Origin of the sequence: Chitinolyticbacter albus (assembly GCF_024437655.1) — a bacterium.
Classification (GTDB): Bacteria; Pseudomonadota; Gammaproteobacteria; order Burkholderiales; family Chitinibacteraceae; genus Chitinolyticbacter; species Chitinolyticbacter albus.
In genome coordinates, this window is sequence record NZ_JANBVF010000001.1 from 90,300 (window position 1) to 114,248 (window position 23,949).

Annotated in this window: 24 protein-coding genes; 20 read left to right on the forward strand and 4 right to left on the reverse strand. The window is 62.5% G+C overall.

Features of this window, described 5'->3' with window-relative positions:
* Positions 1-194: 194 nt before the first annotated feature.
* The 14 genes from NLI84_RS00400 to NLI84_RS00465 all read left to right on the forward strand — a co-directional run bounded on the left by NLI84_RS00400 (position 195) and on the right by NLI84_RS00465 (position 12,860).
* A complete protein-coding gene (locus NLI84_RS00400) occupies positions 195-1,094 on the forward strand; it encodes a polysaccharide deacetylase family protein (RefSeq protein WP_255987362.1) in 900 nt (299 codons plus the stop codon).
* Positions 1,095-1,352: 258 nt separating this feature from the next.
* Positions 1,353-1,823 (forward strand): hypothetical protein, encoded by a 471-nt coding sequence (locus tag NLI84_RS00405; protein WP_255987363.1) that lies wholly within the window; start codon positions 1,353-1,355, stop codon positions 1,821-1,823.
* A gap of 75 nt (positions 1,824-1,898) precedes the next feature.
* Positions 1,899-2,216, forward strand: coding sequence for a MafI2 family immunity protein (locus NLI84_RS00410; RefSeq protein ID WP_255987364.1), 318 nt, complete (start codon positions 1,899-1,901; stop codon positions 2,214-2,216).
* Between the two features lie 61 nt (positions 2,217-2,277).
* Positions 2,278-2,913 carry a RusA family crossover junction endodeoxyribonuclease gene (locus NLI84_RS00415; protein ID WP_255987365.1) on the forward strand — a complete coding sequence of 212 codons (636 nt, stop codon included), beginning with the start codon at positions 2,278-2,280 and terminating at the stop codon, positions 2,911-2,913.
* A 138-nt stretch (positions 2,914-3,051) separates the two neighbouring features.
* A complete protein-coding gene (locus NLI84_RS00420; RefSeq protein WP_255987366.1) occupies positions 3,052-3,489 on the forward strand; it encodes a nucleoside deaminase in 438 nt (145 codons plus the stop codon).
* Positions 3,490-3,642: 153 nt separating this feature from the next.
* Positions 3,643-4,014: an MAPEG family protein gene (locus tag NLI84_RS00425; protein WP_255987368.1), complete on the forward strand. Its 372-nt coding sequence runs from the start codon at positions 3,643-3,645 to the stop codon at positions 4,012-4,014.
* Positions 4,015-4,478: 464 nt separating this feature from the next.
* Positions 4,479-6,683 carry a type VI secretion system Vgr family protein gene (locus tag NLI84_RS00430; protein ID WP_255987370.1) on the forward strand — a complete coding sequence of 735 codons (2,205 nt, stop codon included), beginning with the start codon at positions 4,479-4,481 and terminating at the stop codon, positions 6,681-6,683.
* Between the two features lie 6 nt (positions 6,684-6,689).
* Positions 6,690-8,105: a DUF2169 family type VI secretion system accessory protein gene (locus tag NLI84_RS00435; RefSeq protein WP_255987372.1), complete on the forward strand. Its 1,416-nt coding sequence runs from the start codon at positions 6,690-6,692 to the stop codon at positions 8,103-8,105.
* Between the two features lie 5 nt (positions 8,106-8,110).
* Positions 8,111-8,467, forward strand: coding sequence for a DUF4150 domain-containing protein (locus NLI84_RS00440; protein WP_255987373.1), 357 nt, complete (start codon positions 8,111-8,113; stop codon positions 8,465-8,467).
* Positions 8,464-9,432, forward strand: a complete 969-nt coding sequence (locus NLI84_RS00445) for a hypothetical protein (RefSeq protein WP_255987374.1) — start codon at positions 8,464-8,466, stop codon at positions 9,430-9,432. Before NLI84_RS00440 ends, NLI84_RS00445 begins: the two co-directional genes overlap by 4 nt.
* Before the next feature lie 25 nt (positions 9,433-9,457).
* Positions 9,458-9,910 carry a hypothetical protein gene (locus NLI84_RS00450; RefSeq protein WP_255987375.1) on the forward strand — a complete coding sequence of 151 codons (453 nt, stop codon included), beginning with the start codon at positions 9,458-9,460 and terminating at the stop codon, positions 9,908-9,910.
* Between the two features lie 19 nt (positions 9,911-9,929).
* Positions 9,930-10,886 (forward strand): hypothetical protein, encoded by a 957-nt coding sequence (locus NLI84_RS00455; RefSeq protein ID WP_255987376.1) that lies wholly within the window; start codon positions 9,930-9,932, stop codon positions 10,884-10,886.
* A gap of 12 nt (positions 10,887-10,898) precedes the next feature.
* Positions 10,899-11,405 (forward strand): outer membrane protein assembly factor BamE, encoded by a 507-nt coding sequence (locus NLI84_RS00460; RefSeq protein ID WP_255987378.1) that lies wholly within the window; start codon positions 10,899-10,901, stop codon positions 11,403-11,405.
* 114 nt (positions 11,406-11,519) lie between these two features.
* Positions 11,520-12,860, forward strand: a complete 1,341-nt coding sequence (locus tag NLI84_RS00465) for a hypothetical protein (protein ID WP_255987379.1) — start codon at positions 11,520-11,522, stop codon at positions 12,858-12,860.
* 34 nt (positions 12,861-12,894) lie between these two features.
* On the opposite strand, the gene NLI84_RS00470 is transcribed toward NLI84_RS00465, so the two are convergent.
* Together NLI84_RS00470 and NLI84_RS00475 are read right to left on the reverse strand one after the other, a co-directional pair.
* Positions 12,895-13,083, reverse strand: a complete 189-nt coding sequence (locus NLI84_RS00470; protein WP_255987380.1) for a hypothetical protein — start codon at positions 13,081-13,083, stop codon at positions 12,895-12,897.
* A 147-nt stretch (positions 13,084-13,230) separates the two neighbouring features.
* Complete coding sequence (locus NLI84_RS00475) at positions 13,231-14,139, reverse strand: LysR family transcriptional regulator ArgP (RefSeq protein WP_255987381.1); 909 nt, start codon at positions 14,137-14,139, stop codon at positions 13,231-13,233.
* A 151-nt stretch (positions 14,140-14,290) separates the two neighbouring features.
* Between NLI84_RS00475 and NLI84_RS00480 the strand changes: the two genes are divergently transcribed.
* The 4 genes from NLI84_RS00480 (at position 14,291) to NLI84_RS00495 (ending at position 18,376) form a co-directional block, all read left to right on the forward strand.
* Positions 14,291-14,845, forward strand: a complete 555-nt coding sequence (locus NLI84_RS00480) for a LysE/ArgO family amino acid transporter (protein ID WP_255987383.1) — start codon at positions 14,291-14,293, stop codon at positions 14,843-14,845.
* 106 nt (positions 14,846-14,951) lie between these two features.
* On the forward strand, positions 14,952-16,427 hold the full coding sequence (locus tag NLI84_RS00485) for a TIGR04222 domain-containing membrane protein (protein ID WP_255987385.1): 1,476 nt from the start codon (positions 14,952-14,954) through the stop codon (positions 16,425-16,427).
* Between the two features lie 97 nt (positions 16,428-16,524).
* The gene (locus tag NLI84_RS00490) at positions 16,525-18,036 is read left to right on the forward strand and encodes a helicase HerA-like domain-containing protein (protein WP_255987387.1); all 1,512 of its coding nucleotides are present in this window, start codon (positions 16,525-16,527) and stop codon (positions 18,034-18,036) included.
* A gap of 16 nt (positions 18,037-18,052) precedes the next feature.
* Positions 18,053-18,376: a hypothetical protein gene (locus NLI84_RS00495; RefSeq protein ID WP_255987389.1), complete on the forward strand. Its 324-nt coding sequence runs from the start codon at positions 18,053-18,055 to the stop codon at positions 18,374-18,376.
* 137 nt (positions 18,377-18,513) lie between these two features.
* Here NLI84_RS00495 and NLI84_RS00500 read toward each other — a convergent pair whose 3' ends face one another.
* Positions 18,514-19,230, reverse strand: coding sequence for a transporter substrate-binding domain-containing protein (locus NLI84_RS00500; RefSeq protein WP_255987391.1), 717 nt, complete (start codon positions 19,228-19,230; stop codon positions 18,514-18,516).
* Positions 19,231-19,299: 69 nt separating this feature from the next.
* Positions 19,300-19,959, reverse strand: a complete 660-nt coding sequence (locus NLI84_RS00505) for a phosphatase PAP2 family protein (RefSeq protein ID WP_255987393.1) — start codon at positions 19,957-19,959, stop codon at positions 19,300-19,302.
* A 153-nt stretch (positions 19,960-20,112) separates the two neighbouring features.
* On the opposite strand from NLI84_RS00505, the gene NLI84_RS00510 reads away from it, so the two are divergent.
* A complete protein-coding gene (locus NLI84_RS00510) occupies positions 20,113-21,057 on the forward strand; it encodes a DMT family transporter (RefSeq protein WP_255987395.1) in 945 nt (314 codons plus the stop codon).
* Between the two features lie 89 nt (positions 21,058-21,146).
* Complete coding sequence (locus tag NLI84_RS00515; RefSeq protein WP_255987396.1) at positions 21,147-23,843, forward strand: DUF8508 domain-containing protein; 2,697 nt, start codon at positions 21,147-21,149, stop codon at positions 23,841-23,843.
* Positions 23,844-23,949: the final 106 nt, after the last annotated feature.

Consider the following 23,949-nt stretch of genomic DNA (forward strand, 5'->3'; position numbering starts at 1 on the left):
CAGCGTGCCGCCGCCAGGTTCCGGCCCCTGCGAGATTCATCGTGTTTTCCGTTGCCATGCCGGCAACGATAGCGCGAAGTGGATCATCTTTTTTTGCCTGAATTGTGTTGATGCCATGTCTGGCGCGCATACCAGGATTGCACGTGTTGCAATCTTGAACTGGGCATACTGCTGCAGAAAAAAAAGGGGGCGCCATGCATTGGCGACGCGCAGTGATCACCATCCTGACCATCCTCGTGCTGGCACTCGCCGCGGCCGGCTGGTGGCGCTACGGCTACGTGCCGGCGCCGCCCGCCCCTTCGGCCATCCCCGAAGCCACACTCAAGGCTCGACAATACGTGCGCACCCCGTTCACGCCGCACTGGGATCAGGTGCCACTGGCCGAATTCGAGCGCCAAGCCAAGCGCTTCCCCGGCCAGCTGTGGCTGGAAGGAAGAACCCACCGCAAGCTGATCGCGCTTACCTTCGACGACGGCCCCACCTACAACACACCGCGCCTCTTGGACGTGCTGGCCCGGCACAAGGTCAAGGCCACCTTCTTCTGGCTGGGCCGGGAAATGATGCGCTTCCCCGAGGCCGTGCGCCGCGCTGCACGCGAGGGGCATCTGCTCGGCAACCACACCTGGGATCACCCGGATATCAGCGGGCTGGATGAAACCACGCTGTGGGATGAACAAATCGGCGCGACGCAAGCGGTGTTCAAGCAGATCCTCGGCACCACGCCACACCTGATGCGCCCGCCCTATGGCCGTATCGCCGACTGGCAGGTCGAGTTCATGCGCCGGCAAGGCCTGCGCGTGATCCAGTGGTCGGTCGATGCGCAGGACTGGAACCGTGCCCGCATGGCCTTCGGCAGCCACTTGATCGAGCGCGACGTGCAGGACTACATCCACCCCGAAGCCATCGTGCTGATGCACGACGGCGGCGGTCCGCGCGAAGACACCGTCGCCGCAGTCGACCGGCTGATCCCCTGGCTGCGCGCGGCAGGCTATGAGTTCGTCACCATCGACCAGTTGCTCGATACGCACCCCTACACCGGGCCAGGCCAGCCACGGCCGTTGCCGGAGCTAGCGGTCGACGGGTTCGTGGGCTGATTGCCAGGAGCGGCAGCGCGGCAATCTCGGTGCGGTTCCGCACCCGCTCCAGCCGGCACGGTGGCCTTGTTGCGAAAGCATCCATGTCGCGTTTGCCCTTTACTTAAGGGCGCCTACAATTCGCCAGAGCGCAGGAAACCCGGAACTGGCAAGGATTCACGGCCGAAAGGTTAGAGGGGAAACCCACCCTAAAACTTACTCAACACACCTTTTAGGGTGTCTACTTACAAGTTATGCAAAGTGCACACGCAGGGAAATATGGAACAGCTTGATATATCCACATCAGCAATCGTAAAAGTAGCGCTATCTGGAATCTTCATATATCTCATAGCGCCAATTTTATTACTCCTTAGAGACATGATCCTGCTTAAGATAATAGAAAAATTTATCCTGACAGGATCATTACATTTTGATATTGGACTCTGCGAGTCAGACAGATGGTACTTGAACAACAAATACCAAAAGAAAAGACGAATGAAAATTCTAGTTTCAGGGGGCGCGCCTCAATTTGAAATCGACGGCGAGCAAGTCTCGGCAGAAGATTATGAAAATTATGAATCCGGCTTAAATATGCATTTAAACAGATTTAACCTGCTCGACGCAAAAATAAACTCTCGTCAAAATCTGGTATTTTGGTTAACCAAGCACTGCAAGCAAGACGGCTTCACAAATCCTATACCTTCATTGCGAGATGAAGCATATAAAAATGTAGAGCGAAAGAACGCATAACAAGCGGTTCAAGCCGCTCGCTGCGCGAGCTCGGGACCGGCTAAGGCCGGCCCCTTAACCTGAACGTTAGGCCGTATGAGCGACATCGCTACCCGCCAAATGCTGCTTCTTTCTCTCCAGCGTGCGTTGCTCGGAGAGGTGCATCCAGTTCTGCGGCAAGCCTCGATTGAGGCCGACCCAACGTCACAGGTGGTCCGCTTGCGCTTTGAGTACGATGGCAATCCATCAGATGCCGCACGAGAGAGTTGCTCCAGCGCTGCAACTGAGGTCATCGCTGACTTTCCGACACCCTGGCAATTAGACGAGCAGCATCTTTCTGCTCCGGCTCCTGGCCCCCTGTCGCCCCTTGGCTTTGTTGCGTACCGGCGTGCGGAGGCCCAGGATGCGGCCTAACAATTCATTCAAGCCGAAGCCGCTTCGCGGCTCGGCTTAACTCAGGCGTTAGGCGGCACGCATGGAGCAACCATCTCCCTTCGGTGAACTGACGATTGCCCTAGATCTGGCTCCAGTCTCTCAACAAGCGAGAGCCGAGAGCAAATTGGCATTTCAAGCCAAGCTACAGGAAATCACCTCACGGTATGCCTTCCTTCTTGGAGGAGACATATCGGTATCTGTCGAGTGGTCAGTTGCGGAGCAGGATCGCTATGAAACCGACAGAGCCCCGGATGTAGACAACATTCTTAAGCCACTCCTAGACGCTCTGGTGGGCCCCAACGGCCTACTCATAGATGACAACCAGGTCCAGCACGTTTCTTGTCACTGGATCGACTCCTACTCGAGAGAAGAAAGAGTGTCGATCACTGTGCGCCACTCACCGGATGAATGGCTAAAGAAGGAAGGCCTGTTCTTCGTTCAACTAGATGGCGGCCTATGTATCCCTCTCTCTCGAATGATGCAGCACGAGCTCCAAAAGAAAATCGTCGACCTGTACAAGAACGCACTCGCCCTCAGAAACAAGGCTATCGCAGATGGAATTGACTACTACCAAGCTCAATACGCAATGCCAGTGCAAAGAGTCTTTCATCGAACCAGGCTAGGTGCATTCGAAGTCATCAGGGTTGAAGAATTCAATGGATCGAGTGCCGCCTAACCCTTCCATCGAGAGGACGTGGCCCGGCAAGCCGGGCGCCGCCTCTCATGTCAAACGTTCGGCGTCACACGCAGCCACGGGATGTCGGCTAAGTAGACGAATCCACATATCAGCGGCGCAATAATCCTGGGGGTGTCGATGGACAAATATCTTGATGCGGCAGTAGTCGAAGCGGCAGCCGGCTTGGCTGAGGGCGGCATCCCGATTGGCTCCGTTCTGGTTCACGAAGGCCAGATCATCGGCCGGGGACATAACCGCCGCGTGCAACGTGGCAGCGTGGTTCTGCACGCAGAGATGGACGCATTCGAGAACGCGGGGCGGCTATCTGCCGCGGTGTATCGCCAAAGCACCTTGTATACGACGCTGTCGCCCTGCGCGATGTGCTCGGGCGCGATTTTGCTATATGGCATCAATCGCGTAGTGATCGGCGAGAACGTGACCTTCCTCGGCGAGGAAGAGCTGCTACGCAGCCGCGGCGTGACGGTAGAGGTGCGGCAGGACACGCGTTGCATAGAAATGATGCGGCAGTTCATTCACCAGCACCCGGGGCTCTGGAACGAAGATATCGGCGTGTGATGAGGTGGTGTGGCGGCACGACCCTCGCGCCTCGGATTGGACAGCAATGATGGGCACACAACCACCAGGTGATGCCCAAGCCAAGCTGTGCTAAAAACGTCCGCGCTTTCTGTCCCCTCGCAAAACCCATCGCACTCACCAAATGGAGTTCCCGTGCCGCTGACCGTCGCTGAATACTGCATCCTCATTGCCTGCCTGCTACCCATTGCCTGCGCCTGGATCGCCAAATCCAGGGGCTTTGACAACCACAACCCGCGGCAATCAGAAGCGGGCCTTTCAGGCTTGCTGGGGCGAGCCCATGCAGCGCAACTGAACGGTTATGAATCGCTGCCCATCTTCATCGCCGGCGTGCTGGTGGCCGAGCGGGCGCATCACGCGCAGCCGGTCATCGACGGGCTGGCAATGGCTTTTATCGCTGCCAGGGTTGGGTATATCGGCGCTTATCTCGCCGATTTGGCGTCGCTCAGGTCTATCGTGTGGCTGGCCGGAATTGGCTGCTGCATTGCGATGTTTCTGGTGGGGTAGGCCCGTTGCACAACGCCGCTGATAAATTGAGGCCCCCTGCCCCAAACGGATTTATGCCATGCACGCCGTCACCGGTGTGCCCAGCTGCGTGCCACGGTTGCGTCGGATTGGACCAGACCTGCAGCGAGCCGCGTCCCTTGAGCGCGGCATCGTATTCGGCATAGTGGTGGTTTTGTATTGGGCTGGACGGGTTTGCGCATGTGCGACGTTTATCGGCAGGGTTCCGGCACGGGGCGTTATGCGACATAGCCGCTCGGTGAGGAACAACGTGGGGTTGCCGGCACTGCAGCGGCAGAAATATTCCAACGTCGGACCACTGATCCCCGGATTTCAACCGCTGAAGGACCGCTATTGATGGCCTAAAGACAAGCCTGCTAGCATCGACTTGCTGACAATAAAAATCAGCCAATTGTGATATCTGCATAAGAATATCCCCATATTCCCGATTGCTCAGCAGGACGCCCATGTTCGACGCCCTTAACGCTGCGCAGCTGCTTCAAGGGCTGCTGGAAACCCAACACAACCGGCTGCTCACGCTGGCGTTCCCCAAGGATGATGGTCCTGCTGCCACGCTGATCCCCAACCGGCTCGATGCCGATGAAGGGCTGTCGCGCGATTTCCGCTACGTGGTGGAAGTGCTGTCCGACGACTCGGCCATCGCGCTCAAGGATGTGATGGGCAAGATGGTCACGCTGGAACTGGTGCGCGAGGATGGCAGCACCCGTTACTTCAACGGCTACGTGTTCGAGTTCCGTTATGTGCGCAATGAAGGCGGCTACGCGGTCTACGAGATGTTGCTGTTGCCGTGGCTGGCGTTCCTGCGGCTGCGCCACGACAACTACCTGTTTCACGGCAAGGCACTGCGCGAGCAGACCGAGCTGATCTTTGCCGATTATCCCGCCTACCTCGACTGGGAAAGCCGTGTCAGTGGTGCCGATCCGGTGATGACCGACGCCTGCCAGTTCGATGAATCCGATTACAACTACCTGCACCGGCGCTGGGAAGTGCAAGGTTGGCATTACTGGTACGAGCATGCCGCCGACGGCCACCGTCTGATCGTTTCGGACGATTCGACCATGGCGCCGCCGGTGGCGGGCGCCAACGGGGTGCTGAGCTGGTCCGACGAAGCCCATGGCCTGGATCGGGATGGCATCGCCCAGTTTGCCCAGGTGCGACAGATCGTCTCCGGCAAGATCGCCTCGGTCAGCTTCGACTTCAAGAACCCCAAGCCGCAGCAAGTGCTCGACAATACGCTGAACCGGCAGGGCGAAGTACCGGAGATCGAGGTCTACGAATACGCCGGGGCCTACGGCTTCAAGCACCCGGACGACGGCGAGCAGCTGGTGCGCCAGCGGATGGAAGAAATCGAATCCACCGGTAAGCGCTTTGAAGGCGGCGGCAACCATCGCCAGGTGCAGGCCGGCCACACCTTCACCCTCGGCGGCGCATACGATACCTCGGCCCTCGGCGCCGACCCGCAGGATCGCGAGTTCCTGATTACCGAAGTGCGCCATACGGTCGAGAACAACTACCTGATGGCAGGCCAGCAACCCGCGCTCTACCGCAGCCAGTTCGCCTGCCAGCGCAAGACGGTACCGTGGCTACCGGGGCGTGGCTTCAACAGCACCATGCCGCGGATTTATGGCTTGCAGACTGCGCTGGTGGTCGGCCCACCCGGTGAAGAAATTTATTGCGACGAGTACGGCCGGGTGCGCGTGCAGTTCCACTGGGACCGAGAAGGCGCTTACGACGAGAAATCCTCCGCCTGGATCCGCGTGGCCACCAGCTGGTCCGGCCCCAACTTCGGCAGCGTGTCGGTCCCGCGCATCGGCAGCGAAGTGGTGGTGCAGTTTCTCGACGGCAACCCGGATCGCCCGCTGATCACCGCGATGGTGCCCAACGCCGCCACCATGCCGCCGTGGGAGCTGCCGGCCAACAAGACCCAGAGCGGCCTGCTCAGCCGCTCCAGCCCCGGTGGCGTGTATGACAATGCCAACGCCATCCGCTTCGAGGACAAGAAGGGCCAGGAAGAGCTGTGGCTGCACGCCGAGAAAGACCAGCGCGTGGAAGTGGAAAACGACGAATCGCACTGGGTGGGGCACGACCGCAGCAAGACCGTGGACCACGACGAAACCGTCCATGTGAAGCACGACCGCACCGAGACGGTGGACAACAACGAGACCATCACCGTCCACAACAACCGCAGCGAGCGGGTGGACGTGAACGAAACCATCAGCATCGGCGCCAACCGCAGCGAGGATGTGGGTCAGAACGAAACCATCAGCATCGGCGTGAACCGCACCAAGTCGGTGGGCGCCAGCGAGAACGTCAGCATCGGCCGCAACCAGAGCGTCACGGTGGGCTTGAACAAGACCGAGACGGTGACCATAGCCAAGGCGCTGACGGTGGGTGCCGGTTACGCGGTCACCGTGGGCGGCGCGATGAACACCGCCGTGGGGCTGGCGCAGTTCGAGGAGGTGGGGCTGAACAAGACGGTGATGGTGGGCAAGACCCTCAGCATCACCGCGGGCGACGAGATCACCCTGCAGTGCGGCAAGAGCCTGCTGCGGATGGACAAGGCCGGCAACATCACCATCACCGGCACCCGATTCGAGTTCGAAGCCTCCGGCCCGGTGCAGATCACCGGCAAGGACATCGACCTGAATTGATGCCCGATGGAGTTCCGTAACCTCACCCCGTTCGATGTGCTGTGCTACAGCGCGCTCGACGTTGCCGACACCGAATACAAAGTGGTGGCCATGAAGGTGGGCTACCGCCTGGTGGCCGATGGTCCGGTCGGCCACTATCGCGCCGAAGTCATCGCCGACGAGCCGCTGCCGCTATGCGTCGAAGACACCTTCTTTGGCGTAATGAACCAGAGCAGCGAATCGGCCGAGAGTGATCTCGCCCCCTACAAGCCGCGTTGCGACGTTATCCTGCAAGGCCAGGCGCATGCGCCGGCAGGGCGAGCCGTGCGGCAGCTGCCGGTGCGGCTGCAACTGCGTGCTGCAGATCAGCCCCGCCCCGCCCCCCCTCAACCGCAGTCCTTCAATCCCTTGATGGGTCTGACCGCCCTGCAGCGGCAACAGTGGGAAGCCGCTTGCACCTGGGCGCATAGCCACCCCATCGCCGGGCCGGTGTTGCTCGACAAGACGCTGAACGTGACCGGCCCGCGCCAGTTCATCCGGCGCAGCTTCATTCGCCGCAGCCTGGGCATGCTGGTTCGGGTGGCCAGCCTCAACCTGATCCAGCCCAATCTTTGGAAGCTCACCGCCCCGCAGCGCTTCACCACCCAGCCGCTGCGCTACGAATACGCCTACGGTGGGCAGAACCGCATCGAGGCGAACGACCGGCGAGCTGCCAAGCGGATCAAGGCCAAATACCGGCTCACCCCGGCACAGCGCGCCGACCACCCCGAGCAGGAACAGCCCCCCGTCGCGCACACCGTGTGCGACACCAACCCGGTCGGCATCGGCTTTGCCCAAGCGTGGTGGCTCAAGGCCAAACGCATCAAGACCCTGCCGGCGCCGCAGATCGAACACCCGCAACACCCGATGAGCGCCAAGCTGTTCTGGCGCGCACTGCGCGGCAAGCTCAAGCCGGCACAGGCGCAGGCACTGCAACCGCAAGGCTTCGGCCTGATCGGCCGCCCCTGGCTGCCGCGCCGCACGCTTGCCGGCACCTATGACCAGCAATGGCTGGACGAGCGCCATCCCCTGCTCCCCGCAGACTTCGATTTTGGCTACTGGAACGCCGCGCCGGTGGACCAGCAGATCGCCTATCCGCCACCGGATGCGCATATCGAAGTTGAGCACGCCACCCCTGAGGGCAAGCTCGTCACCCGCTTGCCGGGGCATCGGGCCTTCATCATCACGCGCTTTTTGAATGGCGTGATCCTGCCGCTGCCGATGCGCATGGACACGCTGATCATTGATGGCGATGCCCTCACCCTGACCATCACCTGGCGCTTTCATGTGCCGGCCAGTGCGCCGATCCGGGTGCTGGAAGCCGATTTCGAAATTGATCCCGCTGCGCCACTGATCAAGTGGCAGCCCGCAACCGCAGCGGCCACACAGCCCGAGCTGGGGTGATACCTATGGCAAACAATATAACGGCCCGCAAAAACGGCAGCTGGAAAGTGGTGGGCATGGTGCCGGATGTCTGCAAAACCCCCATGGGCAACAGCACCCCACCCATACCCTATCCGGTGATCGCCAATCTGGGCGACGCCGCACAGGTAATCCCGAGTGTGAAGGCCAATTCGGACCCGGTGGTGGTCTACGACAAGAGCAAGGTGCCCAAGACCATAGGGGATGCTGCCGGCTCAGCCAAAGGCATCAAGAGCGGCACGGTGGGCGCCAATTGCTATCCCAAGGACCACAGCAGCACGGTGCGCGCCAAGGGGCGATTCATCATTCGTCACGATGACGAGTGGGAGATGAACGCCCCATGAGCAAGAAAGGCAACACCACGGGTAAAACGGTGGGCCAGCCCGGTGGCGTGCCCACGCCGCTCGATCAGGAAAAACCCACCCTCAAGATCGAAACACCGGAAGAGGCCAGCGTAGGCACCCAGGTGCTCGATGGCTTGCAAATCGGGCTGGATGTAGTAGGTTTGATCCCGGGTTTCGGTGAGGTTGCCGATCTGGCCAACGCCGGGATCAGCGCCGCCCGTGGCGATTTTATTGGCGCCGGCTTGTCGCTGGCAGCTGCAATCCCCTTCGTGGGTTGGGGTGCGACGGGCGCCAAGGCCGTGAAGCGCGGCGTGGACGTGGCGGACGCCGCCAACGACGCACGCAAGGCCAAGGAAGCGGCTGATGCCGCCGCCAAAGTCGCCAAGGAAAAAGCCGAACGGGAGGCCAGGGAAAAGGCAGAGAAAGAAGCCGCGGAAGCTGCGGCAAAAGCCGAGAAGGAAGCAGCTGAAACGGCCGCAGGGAAAGGTGGCAAGGGCAAGGATGGCAACAAGACCAAGCCAAAGAAAAAAATGAAGTGTGGTGAGTACGGGAAGTATGGTGATCTCAAGAAGAAAACGGGAGATGGGAAATTCGATCGGGATCATATTCCGTCGAAGGCCGCATTGAAGGCACGCGCAGAGGCGCTAAAAGGCGATACTCTCACCAAGGCGGAAAAGACTGCGATTGATAATGCTGCGGATGCAATAGCCATTCCACGACAAGCGCATATAGACATAAGTCCTACATATGGTCAGACCGCGGCAAACGCTGCGAAAGATGCGGGAGATTTGGCTGGCTCCGCCCGTCGCGATGTAGAAGCAATGCTTGGGAAGATTGATGAATATGACGCTGACGGTGGGTGCAAAAAGGCATACCAAAAAGCCGCCAAGCGAGTATTGAAAAAGAACAACGCAGAGTTTGACAAGTGGCTGGCTGATGTTATGAAGACCACCAAGAAAAAATGACTGAAAGGAAAAACCAATGCTAAATGTGAATGACATCCTCTCCCTGCTTGGCAAGTCGGAAAACGATGAGCAGGTCAAACAGTTGCTGTCCAAGCTTGGCATTCAATTGCCGCTTGATCGGCTACCGCGTGGCGAAGATCAAGCCAACTACGAGATTGAGAATCAACCGCTTGAGCTCTGTTTTGTTTCGGCAGACTCCCTGTACCCTGATGACGATAGTTTCAAGGAGGGCGAGTTGGTTCTAAAGACAGTTTTTGTCGAGCATAGAGGTGACGTTCAAGGCGACGACCCGCTCTTGCCTTTCGGCTTGCGCCTCGATCTGTCGCGCAGTGCGGCTCGAAAAGCATTTGGTTCACCCGCCTGGAGCAGCCCTGTAATGAATAACGACCGCTGGATTTTTGATGGCGTTAAGACGCTTGTCTGCTTCAATGACGATGAATCCGGGGTGCGCCAGATTGCCTTCAGTCCGAATGCATGAGCTAACCGAGCATTTTTGAATGATACGAGCAGGCGATATTACCGGTCTATTTGGCTCCCTGGTCAGCGCTGACTGCATTGAGGTGCTGTTTGATTCTCTTCGTACGGCCAACCGACCGTCGTTAACCGGAAGTGATCGGCATGCCTATCACGACTGGGTTCTGGTTCGTCGCAAAGGCATCGAGCTCGGTTTCGCAGATTCGGAATACCATAATGCAGCACCCCGCGCATGTTGGGGGCGTGGCGACCTTATATTGTCTCAAACCTATTTCTATAGCGGCCTTGGCGACATTCAGGCATATGCTGGAGAATTGCCATTGGGCTTGATTTTCAGCGATGGCCGTGATGCAACACGGACCAAGCTGGCCGCTTTTGAATCGTCTCGACACTCTTATCGCAACGACACTTGGGACGCAGAAGGTTACCGCTTGAGCGTGACCTATACGGCGGATGGGCAAGCCATTGATCGGGTCGCATGTCGACAAATGGCAGCCCCGATTCTACGGGCACAGGAAATGCAGTGGCCCGAGCTTTCAGCGCTAACTTCTGCGTTTGGTGAAAAACAATCCGATCGAGCATTCGCCTCATTGTGGGGCGATGTGCTGGACGCTGAAAAATTGCAGGAAGCACAATCTGAGGGAGAAATTGACTTTACGGACACTTTCGGGGCAACCATTAGCCTCGTAGGTGGGGCATTCCGCTCTATCACCTTGCATCGCAATCGCGATATGGAGTCGGCAGGCTGGGATGGGGCTCTGCCTCAAGGTCTTGATTTTGAGGATGATCCCGAGGCGCTTTTCCGCAAGATTCCAGACCAGCCAGTCCAGCAATCCGATTCCGCCTTGACGGGCCACGCCGTCTGGCATTTTGCCGACTACACACTGCACGTGCTCTACAGCAACCTCGATAATCGACTGCTACGCGTCAAGTTAATCGCTCCAGGAACATGGAAATGCATCGCTGATGGAGATGCGTAAAGGATTAATTCTTTGTCTCAGGGCAGAGAAGCAAGTGCGAATAAGGTGAATGCGAATGAAATACTGGCGCCGCTAGGGCAGCCTGTCTCCAATCAAGATATTGTCCAGCTGCTGCAAGCAGGCTGGCTCATGGGGGCGCGTCCAAAACCGAAGCGCGGTGAAACGGATATCAACATTCACTTGGAGGGCTCCGGCCTTGAACTGGGGTTTTCACTGGCCGAATCCTTACCGTCGCGCTGGGGTGGTGCCCGTTCGGAAGGGATGCTGATTTTCGACGTCGTGTTCTTTTCACCCACTGGCGCACCCTCGGCGGCCCTGTGTCGCGATCTGCCTCGCGGCCTGCAGTTCTCGACCTCCCGCTCACAGGCCCGAGCTAGTCTGGGGACGCCGGAATGGAGCAGCCCGGTTGCTGTCATCCATAACGACCGCTGGCGCATGGGCGATAGAATGATAACCGTTGATTTTGATGACGACGAAGCGGCCATCGAACAGGTGGTGGTGCAATTGGCAACAGCTTGAATCTGCAAGCTGGCCTGACCAAGCTGGGGCCGCACTCCGCCGTGGCCGGCGGCGGCGCGGCGACCGAATACGGCGATATCTAAAGAACCAGCACCGAGGAAAATGGCTGCAGAAATGATTTGCGACAAAGCGCGTTACGAGCAGTTTTTCAAAGGATACACCGTCTACGACTGCGCCATCGGCTACGACAACACGCGCTATTGCTTCATCCTGGTCGAGACCACCGACTCCCCGCACTGCGATCCGCTGCCTCGCACCCGATTCCTGTTCGCGCGCATGGAACGCCCGATGGAACGGCGTTTCTATTATCAGGAGGCAGATTATTTCAACTTCACGCGGGTGGCCTTTTCCGATGCGGGTGGCAAGTCGGAGTTCGTGGCGGTGGATATGGGGAGGCATGTTTTCCGGTATGACGCGCCTGCCGCAAATGTAGAGCAGGACATCCCGCCCCAGATTCCCGATTCCGAATACTGGTGGTCGCCAACCAAGGTGACTCGGGTTGCCGGGCGGCTGACGGTAGCCGGCACGGCACGGCAGTTACGCATCCGGGCTGGCGCCGATGACTGGCGGCCTTTTTCCACCTCACCGCCCATACCCGAGCGGCTTGCAAAGGAAGGTAAAGGCGTACTGGAAACTGGTTTTGAGGATGTAGCCGGGTTTGCCGAAGACGATCTCTACGCCGTCGGCGGTACCGGCGACGTCTGGCATTTCGACGGCAAGGCCTGGCGACAGATCGATTTCCCATCCAACGAATTGCTCTACACCGTGTGCTGCGCCGGTGATAGCAACGTCTACATCAGCGGCAATGGCGGCTCGCTGTGGGTGGGGCGCAATGACCGCTGGAAGCGATTGCTGGAAGGCGGCTACAGCCTGCCGTTCAAGGACACGGCGTGGTTCGCTGGCCGGCTGTGGTGCGGCTCGGACTACGGGTTGTGGGTATTGCAGGACGGCAAGCTGATTACCCCGCCGGATCAGCCACCGGCGGTGCGCAATGCCTGCGGGGTGATCGACATCAGCCCGGATGGCAAGGTGATGCTGACCGCCAGCCCGCACGGCGCGGTGATCTATGACGGCAAGACCTGGACCCTGCTGTTCTCTGCGTTCGCTTTTGCCGAACAATCACCGCGCGCCGCAGCGCGGCAGCAACTGGGGCGCGGCCAGGAACGACTGACCGACGACGACGGCATGCAGGCACTGCTGGACGTGATCGGCAACGACGGCCCCGACGCCGCGCTGGCGGCGCTGGGCCAGCCCGAAACGCTGGATCTGGCCGCACTGCGCGAGCACAGCTGGCTGTTGCTGGTGAACGCGATCAGCGCCCAGGGCGCCTGGGATGGCTACGACGCGGTAGCCCGGCGCCTGATCGAACTGGGCGCGAACGCGGATGCAGCCGACCCCGAAACCGGCATGACCGTGCGCGCGATCGCACAGGCGATGAATGTGTCGCTGACATGAGGAGCGCCGTTCTTTCGTTGCGCCGCACAGGGGATCAATGATGCAGGCCGCGATCCCCGCCCACATCGAACCGCTGCTCATCCGCCACGCCGAGGACGCCGCATTCTATTGGGCGCAACTGGACGGCGCGGCGCGGGCATTCAATCTCTACCCCGAGCGGTACACGCATTTCAACCGCCTGCTCGATGCGCACCTTGAGGGCTTGCTGATCGCCGAGGAGCACGGCGTCGCGCCCGCGCTGAAGGCACTGGAACGCTGGGGTCAGCCGGGTGAGGCCTTCGTCGCGGCATGGTTGAGCCGCTTTGCGAGGTGCTGGCTGGTGCTCACCCGTGCCAGCGTGCCATCGAGATCGAAGCAGGCGAGTTTCCAGTCAGTCATCGTCGCGCTCCCCCATCCCCGGCAATACCCCTCTTGCTCCGGCCACGATCCGCCGGAACAGCGCATCCACCTGAGGTGGCTGGATCTGCCAGGCGTGCCAGTAGAGTGGCACGTCGTGCGGGTTGCCAGGTAACAGATCGATCAGCTCACCGCGTGCCATCTGGCCTTGTACTGCCAACTCGGGCACCAGCACGTAGCCGAAATCGAGCAGCGCGAAATCGACGAAAGCTTGCGACGACGGCATCAGATGGCAGGGGAAGTGGCCTTCCAGGATGCCGAAGTGCTGCCGCAAATAGTCGCCGGACATCGCGTCCTTGCGGTTGTACAGCAGCGCGGGCGCGTCCAGCATGGCCTCGCGGGTGACACCGCTGGCGAAATGGCGATCACGAAAGCGCGGCGTGGCCACGCACAGGTAACGCAGCAGCCCCAGTGGCTCGGCCACACAGCCACGCATGGCGCTGGCCCGGGCGGACACGCACGCCAGCACCTCGCCGCGCGCCAACAGCTCGTGCGTGTAATCCTCGTTGTCCACCTGCATGTCGATCAGGAACGGCGTGCCGGCCACGGCCTGCGCCAGCACTGGCGGTACCCAGCTGTGCAGGCTGTCCGCGTTCACCGCGATCGGTAGCCGCGATGGGCCGGATTCGTCGCCCGCCAGCGCGCGCTGCGCTTCCTCTTCCAGCAGGCGGATGCGTTCCAGGTAGCGCAGCAAGGTCTGGCCCGCCGCCGTCGCGACGCAAGGCCGGCCGCGCGTGAGCAGGGTCTGGCCCAGCTGGGTTTCCAGCGCGCGTACCCGCTGCGATACGGCGGACTGGGTCAGCGCCAACACGCCGGCAGCGCGCTCGAAGCTGCCTTCACGCGCGATGGTCACGAAGGCCGCGACGGCCCGGGCATCGAACATGATCATTCACAAAATTTATGCAACCTGAAATAGATTAATAAAAATCGTCACCATCCGCCACACCCCTCAAGCTGCATGCCATCGAACCAAGGGATAGAAGGCGATGCAGGCGGCGTATTGGCAGGGATTGGTGTTGTGCGCTGGATTGATCATGGCCATCGGCGCACAGAACGCACACGTGCTGCGCATGGGGCTGACGCGCCAGCATGCACTACTCACCGCCAGCATCTGCGCGCTGTGTGATGCGCTCTTGATCGCAGCCGGCCTGCTAGGGTTGGGGGCGCTGTTCGCGCATAACCCGGCCTTGATGGCCGGGGCGCGCTGGGGCGGCGCCGCCTATCTCGTGTGGTTCGCCTGGCGTGCGCTGCGCGCCGCGCTGCAGCCGGGCACGCTGGAGACGCAGGGAAACGCCATGCTCGACGCCCGCCAGGCACTGCTCGCCGCGCTCGGCTTCAGCCTGCTCAATCCGCATGTCTACCTTGATACGGTATTGCTGCTCGGCAGCGTTGGCGCGCAGCACGCGGGCAACGCGCGCTGGTGGTTCGGCGCCGGTGCCGTCACCGCGTCGCTCGCTTGGTTCTTCTCGCTGGCGCTGTCGGCACACGCACTGTCGCCCTGGCTGCAGCGGCGCTGGGTGTGGCGGGTGGTCGATCTCGCCACCGCAGCGGTGATGCTGGCCTTGGCAATCAAATTGGTCCGGGCCTGATCCGCGGCGCCCACGCGGGCGCCGTCGTTTGCGGTCTGTCTGTTTTCGGAAATACAGGGGCATACGGGATAATGGCGGCTCATTCGTTGCAGCAGACCCGTCTCCAATGCCCTTGAGCCCCGAACAACGCGACATCTGGCATCGTCTCGAATCCTATATGCCGGGCGGGTATCAGTCCGACAACCTGTTCGTGGGAAAGCTGGCCGAGCAGCAAGGCTGGCCGTATGCGGAAGCGATGGCGGCGCTCGACGAATATCGGCGCTTTGTCTTGCTGGCGGCCACCTCGGACAAGGAGCTGGCACCCTCTGTTCGTGTCGATGCGGTCTGGCATCTGCATTTGCTGCACACGCACGACTATTGGGAGCATTTTTGCCCCAATGTGCTGGGGCGAACCTTGCACCACCGCCCCTATCAGCCCGAAGAAATACCGCGCCTGGGCTACCGGCCGTACAGCACGACATTGCAGCGCTATCGCGAAGCGTTCGACAGCGAGCCACCCAGCGATATCTGGCCGGCACGTCTACCCTCCAACGTCACAGCCACGCCCGATGCCGCACTGCCTGAACGGCCCGTGCCGTGGGCGGACCGGATCAATCTGCCGCTTTGTATCGCCATCGCGCTGATTGCAGCCTGCTGGCTGATCGGGCTGCTGACTGGGGTCGGCCTTGCGGCGATGTCCGGCCCGCGTTTCATGTCGCTGGCCCTCCCCATCTGGTTGAGCGTGTGGCTGGCCTATCGCGCCAACCTGCGCTTCTGGGCCTGGCTGGACAGACGCGATCCGATTCCCGCCACCACCCGGCTGCCGCTGCACGACCTGGCCTATCTGGCGGACGGCGCAAGACGCCAGTTCCGATATGCGCTGGCCATCCTCGCGCAGCGGAAGGCTATTGGCATCATCGGCAAGGGTTATCTGAGCAAGCACCAGCCGGAGCCTGCCCTGCCCCATCCCCTGCTGGCCGAATTCCACCATTTGCTGCTGCCTGGAGATTCGCCATCGCGCGCGTTCACACGCAGCGCCGCGCTGGCCAGGCATAGCGAGGCGCGCCTGGCCGCTGCCGGCCTGAGGCTGCCGCGCAAGACGCTCGCACGGCGCCAGCGTGCCATACAGCTCTTGTTGCTCGCGCTCTTGCTGCTCGGCGTCATCCGGATCAGCGTCGGTCTCGAAACCGGGCACGCCGTGTTCGGCATGACCGTCATCTGGTTGATGGGGCTGGTTTATTTCAGCAACCGCCTGTATTGGGATCGCCGCGCCGCGCAAATCACCGAATCGGGTCAACAGGTGCTCGACGACGCGCTACAGCAATGGCGCGAACGAGCCGGCGGGCAAACCGATATCGGACATACTCTGCAAGCAGTGGCTCTGCTGGGCGCCTTGTCCTTGTTTGGCCGTGAGCTCGAGAACTGGGCCGAGCGCGCGCACTTTCACGACGATCCCGAGCAGACCTGGGTGAGCTCTGAAACCAGCGGCAGCAGCGGTGATGGTGGATCGGATGGCAGTTCAGCCGATGGCGGATCGTCAGATGGTGGCAGTAGCTGTGGCGGCGGGGGATGTGGCGGATGCGGTGGCGGCGGCGGGGATTGAGCGCGCCCGGCGCCGGGCAGGTCTGGGGCCGTGCTGGCTAGTCGTATTTCGATGGAGGCAGCTACACTCTAGGGGCCGCCCTAACCAGGAAGCTCATATGGCCGAACCACTCGTCATCGCCAAAACCGGCGATCTGGAACTTGCCCTGCTACCCGCCCTGGCCAACCGCCACGGTCTGATTGCTGGCGCCACCGGCACCGGCAAGACCGTGACGCTGCAAAAGCTCGCCGAATCGTTTTCCCGCATCGGCGTGCCGGTGTTCCTGGCGGACGTAAAGGGTGACCTCTCCGGCGTAGGCGCGGCCGGCGCCGAATCGCCCAAGCTCAAGGCCCGGCTCGATGAGCTTGGCCTCACGCTGACCTATGCCGCTTGCCCCACCGTGTTCTGGGATGTGTTCGGCGAACAGGGCCATCCGGTGCGCGCCACGGTCAGCGACATGGGCCCCTTGCTGCTCTCGCGCCTTTTGAACCTGAACGACACACAGGAAGGCGTACTGCAGCTGGTATTCAAGATCGCCGACGACCAGGGCCTGCTTCTGCTGGACCTGAAAGACCTGCGCGCCATGGTCCAGCACGTGGGCGACAACGCCAAGGAATTCACCACCGAATACGGCAATGTCTCGGCGGCCTCCATCGGCGCCATCCAGCGCGGCCTGTTGGCACTGGAGGCGCAGGGGGGCGACAGCTTCTTCGGCGAACCGATGCTCGACATCGCCGACCTGATGCAGACCGATAACGGTCACGGCGTGATCAATGTGCTGGCCGCCAGCAAGCTCTACCAGTCGCCGCAGCTCTATTCGACCTTCCTCTTATGGCTGCTGGCCGAATTGTTCGAGCAGTTGCCCGAGGTGGGTGATCTCGACAAGCCCAAGCTGGTGTTCTTCTTCGACGAGGCCCATCTGCTGTTCGCCGACGCGCCCAAGGCGCTCATCGAGAAGGTGGAGCAGGTGGTACGGCTGATCCGCTCCAAGGGCGTCGGCGTGTATTTCGTCACGCAGAACCCGCTCGACGTTCCCGAAACAGTGCTGGGCCAGCTCGGCAACCGGGTGCAGCACGCGCTGCGCGCCTTCACCCCGCGTGATCAGAAGGCGGTGAAGACGGCGGCCGAGACCATGCGCGCCAACCCCAAGCTCGATGTGGAAACGGCGATCACCGAGCTGGGCGTCGGCGAGGCGCTGATCTCGCTGCTCGATGCCAAGGGCACGCCTGGCATCGTCGAGCGCGCCTTCGTCATCGCCCCCGGCTGCCGCATCGGCCCGCTCGCCGAGGCCGAGCGCACCGCGAGCATCCAGGGCTCCACGCTGTACGGCCATTACGAAAAGGCGGTCGATCGCGAATCGGCCTACGAGCGGCTGCGGGTGAAGGTGGAAATCCAGGGCGACACGCCCGCTCCGGCCGGCACGCCCGAGCCGCAACAGCAGGAATCGGGCGGCGGCTTCTTTGGCATGATAGGCGAAGTGCTGTTCGGCAAGACCGGGCCACGCGGGGGCAAGAGCGAGGGCATGGTGCAGTCGGCCGCCAAGAGCATGGCGCGCCAGGTGGGTAACGAGCTGGGCCGGCAGATCCTGCGGGGCGTGCTCGGCTCGATCTCGGGCGGGCGCAAGCGTTGATACCGAGTAGCGCCGCGTGAATCTTTATGAAGTGATCCGCTGGGGCAACGATGCGGACGATCCGTTTCGCGGCGGGCCGAACGGCGACGACACCTGCTTCCTGGTGCGGGCGGAGACGCACGAGGAAGCCGCGTCGCTCGCCGACGCTACGCTGGCAAATACCCGCAGCACGCAGGTCGTCGGCTGGGCGCAGGCGGTGTACCTGCTCGGCGTCGATACCGGAACGGGCACCGATGCACGCATCCTGCGCGGGCCATACCTGCAGCATGCCTACCTGCACGGCTGGCGCTGCTGGTACCGCGAAACGCGCGATGCACAGTGGGAGGCGCAGCGCGACTAGGCGGAGCTCGGCAGCCCACAAAAGCCTCGGCGATATCGTGCATGATGCCCAAGTCGTGCAGCCTGCGTTTGGCGCTTCTTGCCAGAACCGCCACACCGGGTTTTGTCCGCCGCTCAAGGGCCTCGCCGGTCGCGACCTCAATGCTGGTATCGCCGGATCAGCTCACCAAGCTTGCCTTCACGCCCCAGCGCGTCGATCGCGTCGTTCACGGCGCGCAGCGTTGCTGCGTCACCGCGGTGCAACACGATGCTGACGGGCGTGCCGGGATCACCCGTATCGATGGTGCGCACCGCAACGCCTCGCGCGCCCGCGAGGTAGCGCCCCACTTCCTCCGGCGCGATCACCGCAGCGACCTTGCCTGCGGCCAGCAGCTCGAACGATGCCGCCTTGCTCCCGGTCTGCATGATGCGCACCGACAGCTGCTGCGCCTTGAGTGCTTCCTCGGCAAACGATTGTCGGTCGCCGGCGATGACCTTGCCTTTGAGATCGGCCAGCGTGCGCAAGCTACCTTGTGCCGGAACGAACACCAGGCTGCGCCGCGCAAAATACGGCTGGGAGAAGACAAAGCGGCGGGCACGCTCAACGCTGAGCTCCGCCCCGCACAGGCCATCGAGCCTGCCGACATGGAATGCCATCCGGCTGGTCAGCTCGTCGAAGTTGTCCTGGGTGAAGTGCAATTCGTGACCGACGCGGGCAAATACCAGCCGCGCCACGTCGACATCGAGCCCGGCCGGTTGGCCTTGGGCATCGCGGTACTGATAGGGTGGATAACCGTCCGCCACGCCACAAACAAACGGCGCCGCTGCAACCCAGCTGCTGGCCAGAGCCGCCAATACCGCCATCCTCACCCGCATCCACACTCCCGTTTTCGTGTTGGGTGCAGGCACTATAGGTGGCACCGCCAAGTACTGCCTCAATGCAACCTACCTCACAGGTACGCCGTTTTCGGGGTCACGCCGCGGCCAGGCCAGCTCCCGGCTGTAGGGGCGAGCGTTCCCCGACATCGCCAAGGCGACGTCGACCACCAGATAGTGCGGATAGTACAGACGCAGCGGCAGGCTCACGAAGCTGCCCGCCAGCATAAGGCTGAAATAGCCGGCGGCCAGCCAGCCTGGCTGGCGCCACGATAGCGCCAGCGGCCACCGAACGCCGCGCAGGAACACAATCGCCACCAGCCAGCCCTGCACCAAACCGATCACCACTTCGGATGGCGTGTGCTGGTTGAGCTTGAGCCGCGAGATCGCAACCAGTACCGACCACACGACGGCAAGCGTCATGGCGACGTGCCGCTGCGCGCGCGGCGCGTGCTGCCACAGCAGCGCGGCCAGCACCGGGTAGATGGCTGCGGCGTTCGCCGCGTGGCCGCTGGTGCCGGCAAAATCGAGCGCCGCCACGCCGATGCCCCAGCCGATGAAGGCAAGCTTGGTCGCCAGCGTGAGCGCCATGCTCGCCGCAAGCAGCATGGTCCAGCGCAGCGCATCGCGGGTCGCGCCACCGAAGGCCATTGCGCAGGCCATGATGGCGGCGAGCGGCAACAACCACAAGGCATGAGCGGACAGCGAGACCCCGACCCAAGGTGACATGACGGCTCCAGATGTTGAAATAGCGGCTGCGCAGCTAGACCGGCCTGCCTGGGCAAGGTTCATGTCGGCCCGGTGAGCGCCGCCACGCTCGGGAAAACCCGCATCCTGCGCGCCGCGCCGTCACCGCACAATACGCGGTCATACAGGAGCTCGATGATGTGGACAGGTATCGCGGCTGGCCTTGCCGCCGGCGCCCTCTGGGGCTTTGCCTTCATCGCCCCGGCCGCCCTGCCCGGCCAGTCGCCGCTGGCGGTCGCCATCGGCCGCTACCTGGTCTACGCGGCGCTGTGCGCACTGCTGCTGGCACGTGAATGGCGCCGCGTGCGAGCGCTGATCAGCGGCAGGCTGGTGCGCGATGCCATCGTGCTCGGCCTGATCGGCAACGCTTTTTACTACTGCCTGCTGACGCTGGCGGTGCGCTACGCCAACAGCGCGGTCGCCAGCCTGATCATCGGCACCATCCCGCTGTGGCTGGCGCTGATCGATCTTGCACACACGCCGCGCTCCGCTGCCCAGCGCCACGCGCTGACGCTGGCGCTGCTGCTGCCCTTGTCGCTGGTGGCCACGGGCCTCGTGCTGATCAACTGGGCCGGGCTCAGCCAGCTGCAGGCGCCGCAAGGTTTTCTCATCGGTGTACTGCTTGCCGTGATCGCCGCCGCCAGCTGGACCGCCTTCGCCGTGTTCAATGCCCGGGTGGTGCGCACGCTGCCGACGGGATTCGGCAACAGCAACTGGACCAACCTACTCGGCATCGGCTCGGCGCTGGGCTTTTTGCCGCTGCTGCCCTTCGCCGGCCTTGCCGGTGGTATTCCGTACACGCTCACGCCGGCGCTGATCGCCTGGAGCCTGTTGCTGGGCATCGGCAGCTCGTGGGTCGGCAGCTGGCTATGGAATCTCGCCAGCCAGCGTCTGCCGGTGGGCCTCGTTGGTCAGCTCATCGTCGCCGAGACGGTGTTCGCGCTGATCTATGGCTTCGTGCTGGGTTGGCGCTGGCCAAGCGGGCTGGAATTGGCCGCCATCGGGCTGTTCGTCGCCGGCGTGATGCTGGGCATCCGCGCATTCAGCCGCGCCCACGCCCACACCGAACCGGTGCACTGACACGCCCCCTTGCAACAAATCCTTCCCCAGCGCGTCATGCTGGCGCGCTAGCCTTGCGATCCATCTACAACGCAAGGATGGATACCGCCATGAACCTCAAACCGATGGTCCTCGCCTGCGCGCTGGCGCTGAGCCTGCCCGCCCATGCCGGTGTGGTGATCAGCCAGGTTTATGGCGGCGGCGGAAATAGCGGCGCGCCGTACACGCACGATTTCATCGAGGTCTACAACGCCGGCAGCGAAGTGGCGATACTCGACGGCTGGAGCGTGCAATACGCAAGCAGCTCGGGCACCAGCTGGCAGCGCACCCATCTCACCGGCACGCTGCAGCCGGGCCAGTACTACCTGGTGCAGCAGGCGGTCGGCGCCAACACCGGCGCCACCCCGCTGCCTACGCCCGATGCGATCGGCACCATCGCCATGAGCGCCAGCGCCGGCAAAGTGGCACTGGTGAAATCGACCACCGCGCTTGCCTGCGGCAGCGCCTGCTCGACAGACGCCAACGTCGCGGACTTCATCGGCTTCGGCAGCGCCAGCGATGCCGAGACGGCGCCGATCACCGCGCTCAACAATGCCAGTTCCGCACTGCGTCGCGCCGGGGGCTGCACCGACAGCGGCAACAACGCGGCGGATTTCGAAGTGGCCGCACCGCAACCGCGCAACGGCGCGACCATCACCCCACCGTGCAGCAGCAGCCCGACTCCCACACCGACTCCAACGCCCACGCCGGGCAACACCCGCATCCACGACATCCAGGGCACGGCGCATCGCTCGCCGCTCACCGGCCAGACTGTGTCTGGCGTGCCCGGCATCGTCACCCTGGTGGTCACCAACGGCTTCTATTTCCAGGATCCGCAGCCCGATGCCGACCCGCGCACATCCGAAGGCCTGCTGGTCTACACCGGCAGCGCGCCGACAGTGGCAGTCGGCGATAGCGTACTGGTATCCGGGCGCGTCGCGGAATTCCGCCCTGGCGGCAGCGGTGGCGCCACCAACCTGACCATTACCGAGCTCACCAGCCCGCAGGTCAGCAAGCTCGCCAGCAACCAGCCGCTGCCAGCGCCGGTCCAACTGACCAACCCGCCAACCGAGCGCATCTGGCAAGGCCAGCCTGGTGACATCGAAACCGCTGCGGCGCTCGATCTAGCCAATGGCATCGATTACTTTGAGGCGCTGGAAGGCATGCGCATCCAGCTGGACAACGCCGTCGCCACTGGCCCGACCAACAGCTACGACGAAGTCTCGCTGCTGGCGAACGCCGGCCAGGGCGCGGGGCTGCGCACGCCGCGCGGCGGCATCATCGTGCGCGCCGGCGATTTCAATCCTGAGCGGGTGATTTTCGATGCCGGCAGCATCACCCCGCCCAAGCTCAACGTGGGCGACGGCTTTGCCCGCGCCGTTGGCGTGCTCGACTACAACTTCGGCAACTACAAGCTGCTGGCGACCGAACTCTCGCCTGTGGTCAACGGCGGCGTCACGCCAGAGATCACCCGCCCGGCGCGGCGCGAGGAACTGTCGGTCGCCTCGTTCAACGTCGAGAACCTCTCGCCCAAGGACGACCAGGCCAAGTTCCAGCAACTGGCAGTGCAGATCGTCACCCATCTGCAAGCGCCCGACCTGATCGGCCTGATGGAAGTGCAGGACAACAACGGACCGGACAACGATGCCGTGGTCTCGGCCAATGAAACGCTGAACCGCCTCGTCGCCGCCATCGCCGCGGCCGGCGGCCCGGCCTACGCCTGGCGAGCGATCGATCCGGTGGATGACCAGGACGGCGGCCAGCCCGGCGGCAATATCCGCGTTGCCTTCCTCTACAACCCAAACCGCATCGAGTTCGGCGACAAGCCGGGCGGTGGCACCACGGTGGCCGTCGGCGTTACCGATTGCGGCAACCGCGTTTGCCTCACGCACAGCCCGGGGCGCATCGCGCCGACCGATGCGGCCTTTGCCAACAGCCGCAAGCCGCTGGTGGCCGAATTCCGCTACGCCGGCCAGACGCTGTTCGTGATCGCCAACCACTGGAACTCCAAGGGCGGCGACGAGCCGCTGTTCGGCCGCAACCAGCCGCCATTGCGGGTTTCGGAAACGCAGCGGCAGCAGCAAGCCGAACTTGTCGCCGGCTTCGTGCGCGAACTCACGCGCCACGATGCGAACGCCAAGATCATCGTGCTGGGCGACCTGAACGACTTTCCGTTCTCGAACCCGGTGAACACACTGAAGGCAGCCGGCCTCATCGATCTGGTCGAACTGCTGCCGGAGAACGAGCGCTACACCTATGTGTTTGAGGGCAACAGCCAGGCGCTCGACCATATCCTTGCCAGCGCCAACCTCGCCGTGCGCGCCGATTACGACGTGGTGCACGTCAACGCCGAATTCCACGAGCAGACCAGCGATCACGATCCGGAAGTGGCACGCTTTGCCATCGGCCCCACGGTACCTGGCTGCTACGCAGCCTGGACGGCCAGCACCGTGTATAGCGCCGGCCAGCGCGCGAGCGTCGGCAGCATCAACTTCGAGGCCAGGTGGTGGACGCGTGGTGAAAATCCGAGCCGCGCCAGCCAGTGGGAAGCCTGGCGCTCGCTTGGCGTGTGCAGCACCGCCATCGCCGCCGATACCCCACCTCAGCTCCAGCCGTCGCCCACCATCACGCCGTGGCAAGCAGATGGCCGCTATGCGCTGGGGGACAGGGTCGCCTTTGCCGGCCGTATCTGGCAGTGCACGGTGGCGCATGCAGCGCAGCCGGCCTGGCAGCCGGACGTGAGCATCGCGCTATGGCGCGCGCAATAGATGACGCCAAGCGCTTCACCTTGCAGTGCAGCAAAGAGCCGGCCCGACAGCCGGCTTTTTGCCGCACCGCCTCGCTTGACAACGCGTGTAGCAAAAAATATCTGAC

What these genes read in the sequence shown, in the direction of transcription:
- NLI84_RS00485 (WP_255987385.1), top strand. Translation starts at nt 14,952, where the DNA reads ATGCCCTTGAGCCCCGAACAACGCGACATCTGGCATCGTCTCGAATCC.
- NLI84_RS00475 (WP_255987381.1), bottom strand. Translation starts at nt 14,139, where the DNA reads ATGTTCGATGCCCGGGCCGTCGCGGCCTTCGTGACCATCGCGCGTGAA.
- NLI84_RS00510 (WP_255987395.1), top strand. Translation starts at nt 20,113, where the DNA reads ATGATGTGGACAGGTATCGCGGCTGGCCTTGCCGCCGGCGCCCTCTGG.
- NLI84_RS00500 (WP_255987391.1), bottom strand. Translation starts at nt 19,230, where the DNA reads ATGCGGGTGAGGATGGCGGTATTGGCGGCTCTGGCCAGCAGCTGGGTT.
- NLI84_RS00465 (WP_255987379.1), top strand. Translation starts at nt 11,520, where the DNA reads ATGATTTGCGACAAAGCGCGTTACGAGCAGTTTTTCAAAGGATACACC.
- NLI84_RS00420 (WP_255987366.1), top strand. Translation starts at nt 3,052, where the DNA reads ATGGACAAATATCTTGATGCGGCAGTAGTCGAAGCGGCAGCCGGCTTG.
- NLI84_RS00405 (WP_255987363.1), top strand. Translation starts at nt 1,353, where the DNA reads ATGGAACAGCTTGATATATCCACATCAGCAATCGTAAAAGTAGCGCTA.
- NLI84_RS00400 (WP_255987362.1), top strand. Translation starts at nt 195, where the DNA reads ATGCATTGGCGACGCGCAGTGATCACCATCCTGACCATCCTCGTGCTG.
- NLI84_RS00505 (WP_255987393.1), bottom strand. Translation starts at nt 19,959, where the DNA reads ATGTCACCTTGGGTCGGGGTCTCGCTGTCCGCTCATGCCTTGTGGTTG.
- NLI84_RS00455 (WP_255987376.1), top strand. Translation starts at nt 9,930, where the DNA reads ATGATACGAGCAGGCGATATTACCGGTCTATTTGGCTCCCTGGTCAGC.
- NLI84_RS00430 (WP_255987370.1), top strand. Translation starts at nt 4,479, where the DNA reads ATGTTCGACGCCCTTAACGCTGCGCAGCTGCTTCAAGGGCTGCTGGAA.
- NLI84_RS00445 (WP_255987374.1), top strand. Translation starts at nt 8,464, where the DNA reads ATGAGCAAGAAAGGCAACACCACGGGTAAAACGGTGGGCCAGCCCGGT.
- NLI84_RS00490 (WP_255987387.1), top strand. Translation starts at nt 16,525, where the DNA reads ATGGCCGAACCACTCGTCATCGCCAAAACCGGCGATCTGGAACTTGCC.
- NLI84_RS00480 (WP_255987383.1), top strand. Translation starts at nt 14,291, where the DNA reads ATGGCCATCGGCGCACAGAACGCACACGTGCTGCGCATGGGGCTGACG.
- NLI84_RS00435 (WP_255987372.1), top strand. Translation starts at nt 6,690, where the DNA reads ATGGAGTTCCGTAACCTCACCCCGTTCGATGTGCTGTGCTACAGCGCG.
- NLI84_RS00440 (WP_255987373.1), top strand. Translation starts at nt 8,111, where the DNA reads ATGGCAAACAATATAACGGCCCGCAAAAACGGCAGCTGGAAAGTGGTG.
- NLI84_RS00410 (WP_255987364.1), top strand. Translation starts at nt 1,899, where the DNA reads ATGAGCGACATCGCTACCCGCCAAATGCTGCTTCTTTCTCTCCAGCGT.
- NLI84_RS00515 (WP_255987396.1), top strand. Translation starts at nt 21,147, where the DNA reads ATGAACCTCAAACCGATGGTCCTCGCCTGCGCGCTGGCGCTGAGCCTG.
- NLI84_RS00415 (WP_255987365.1), top strand. Translation starts at nt 2,278, where the DNA reads ATGGAGCAACCATCTCCCTTCGGTGAACTGACGATTGCCCTAGATCTG.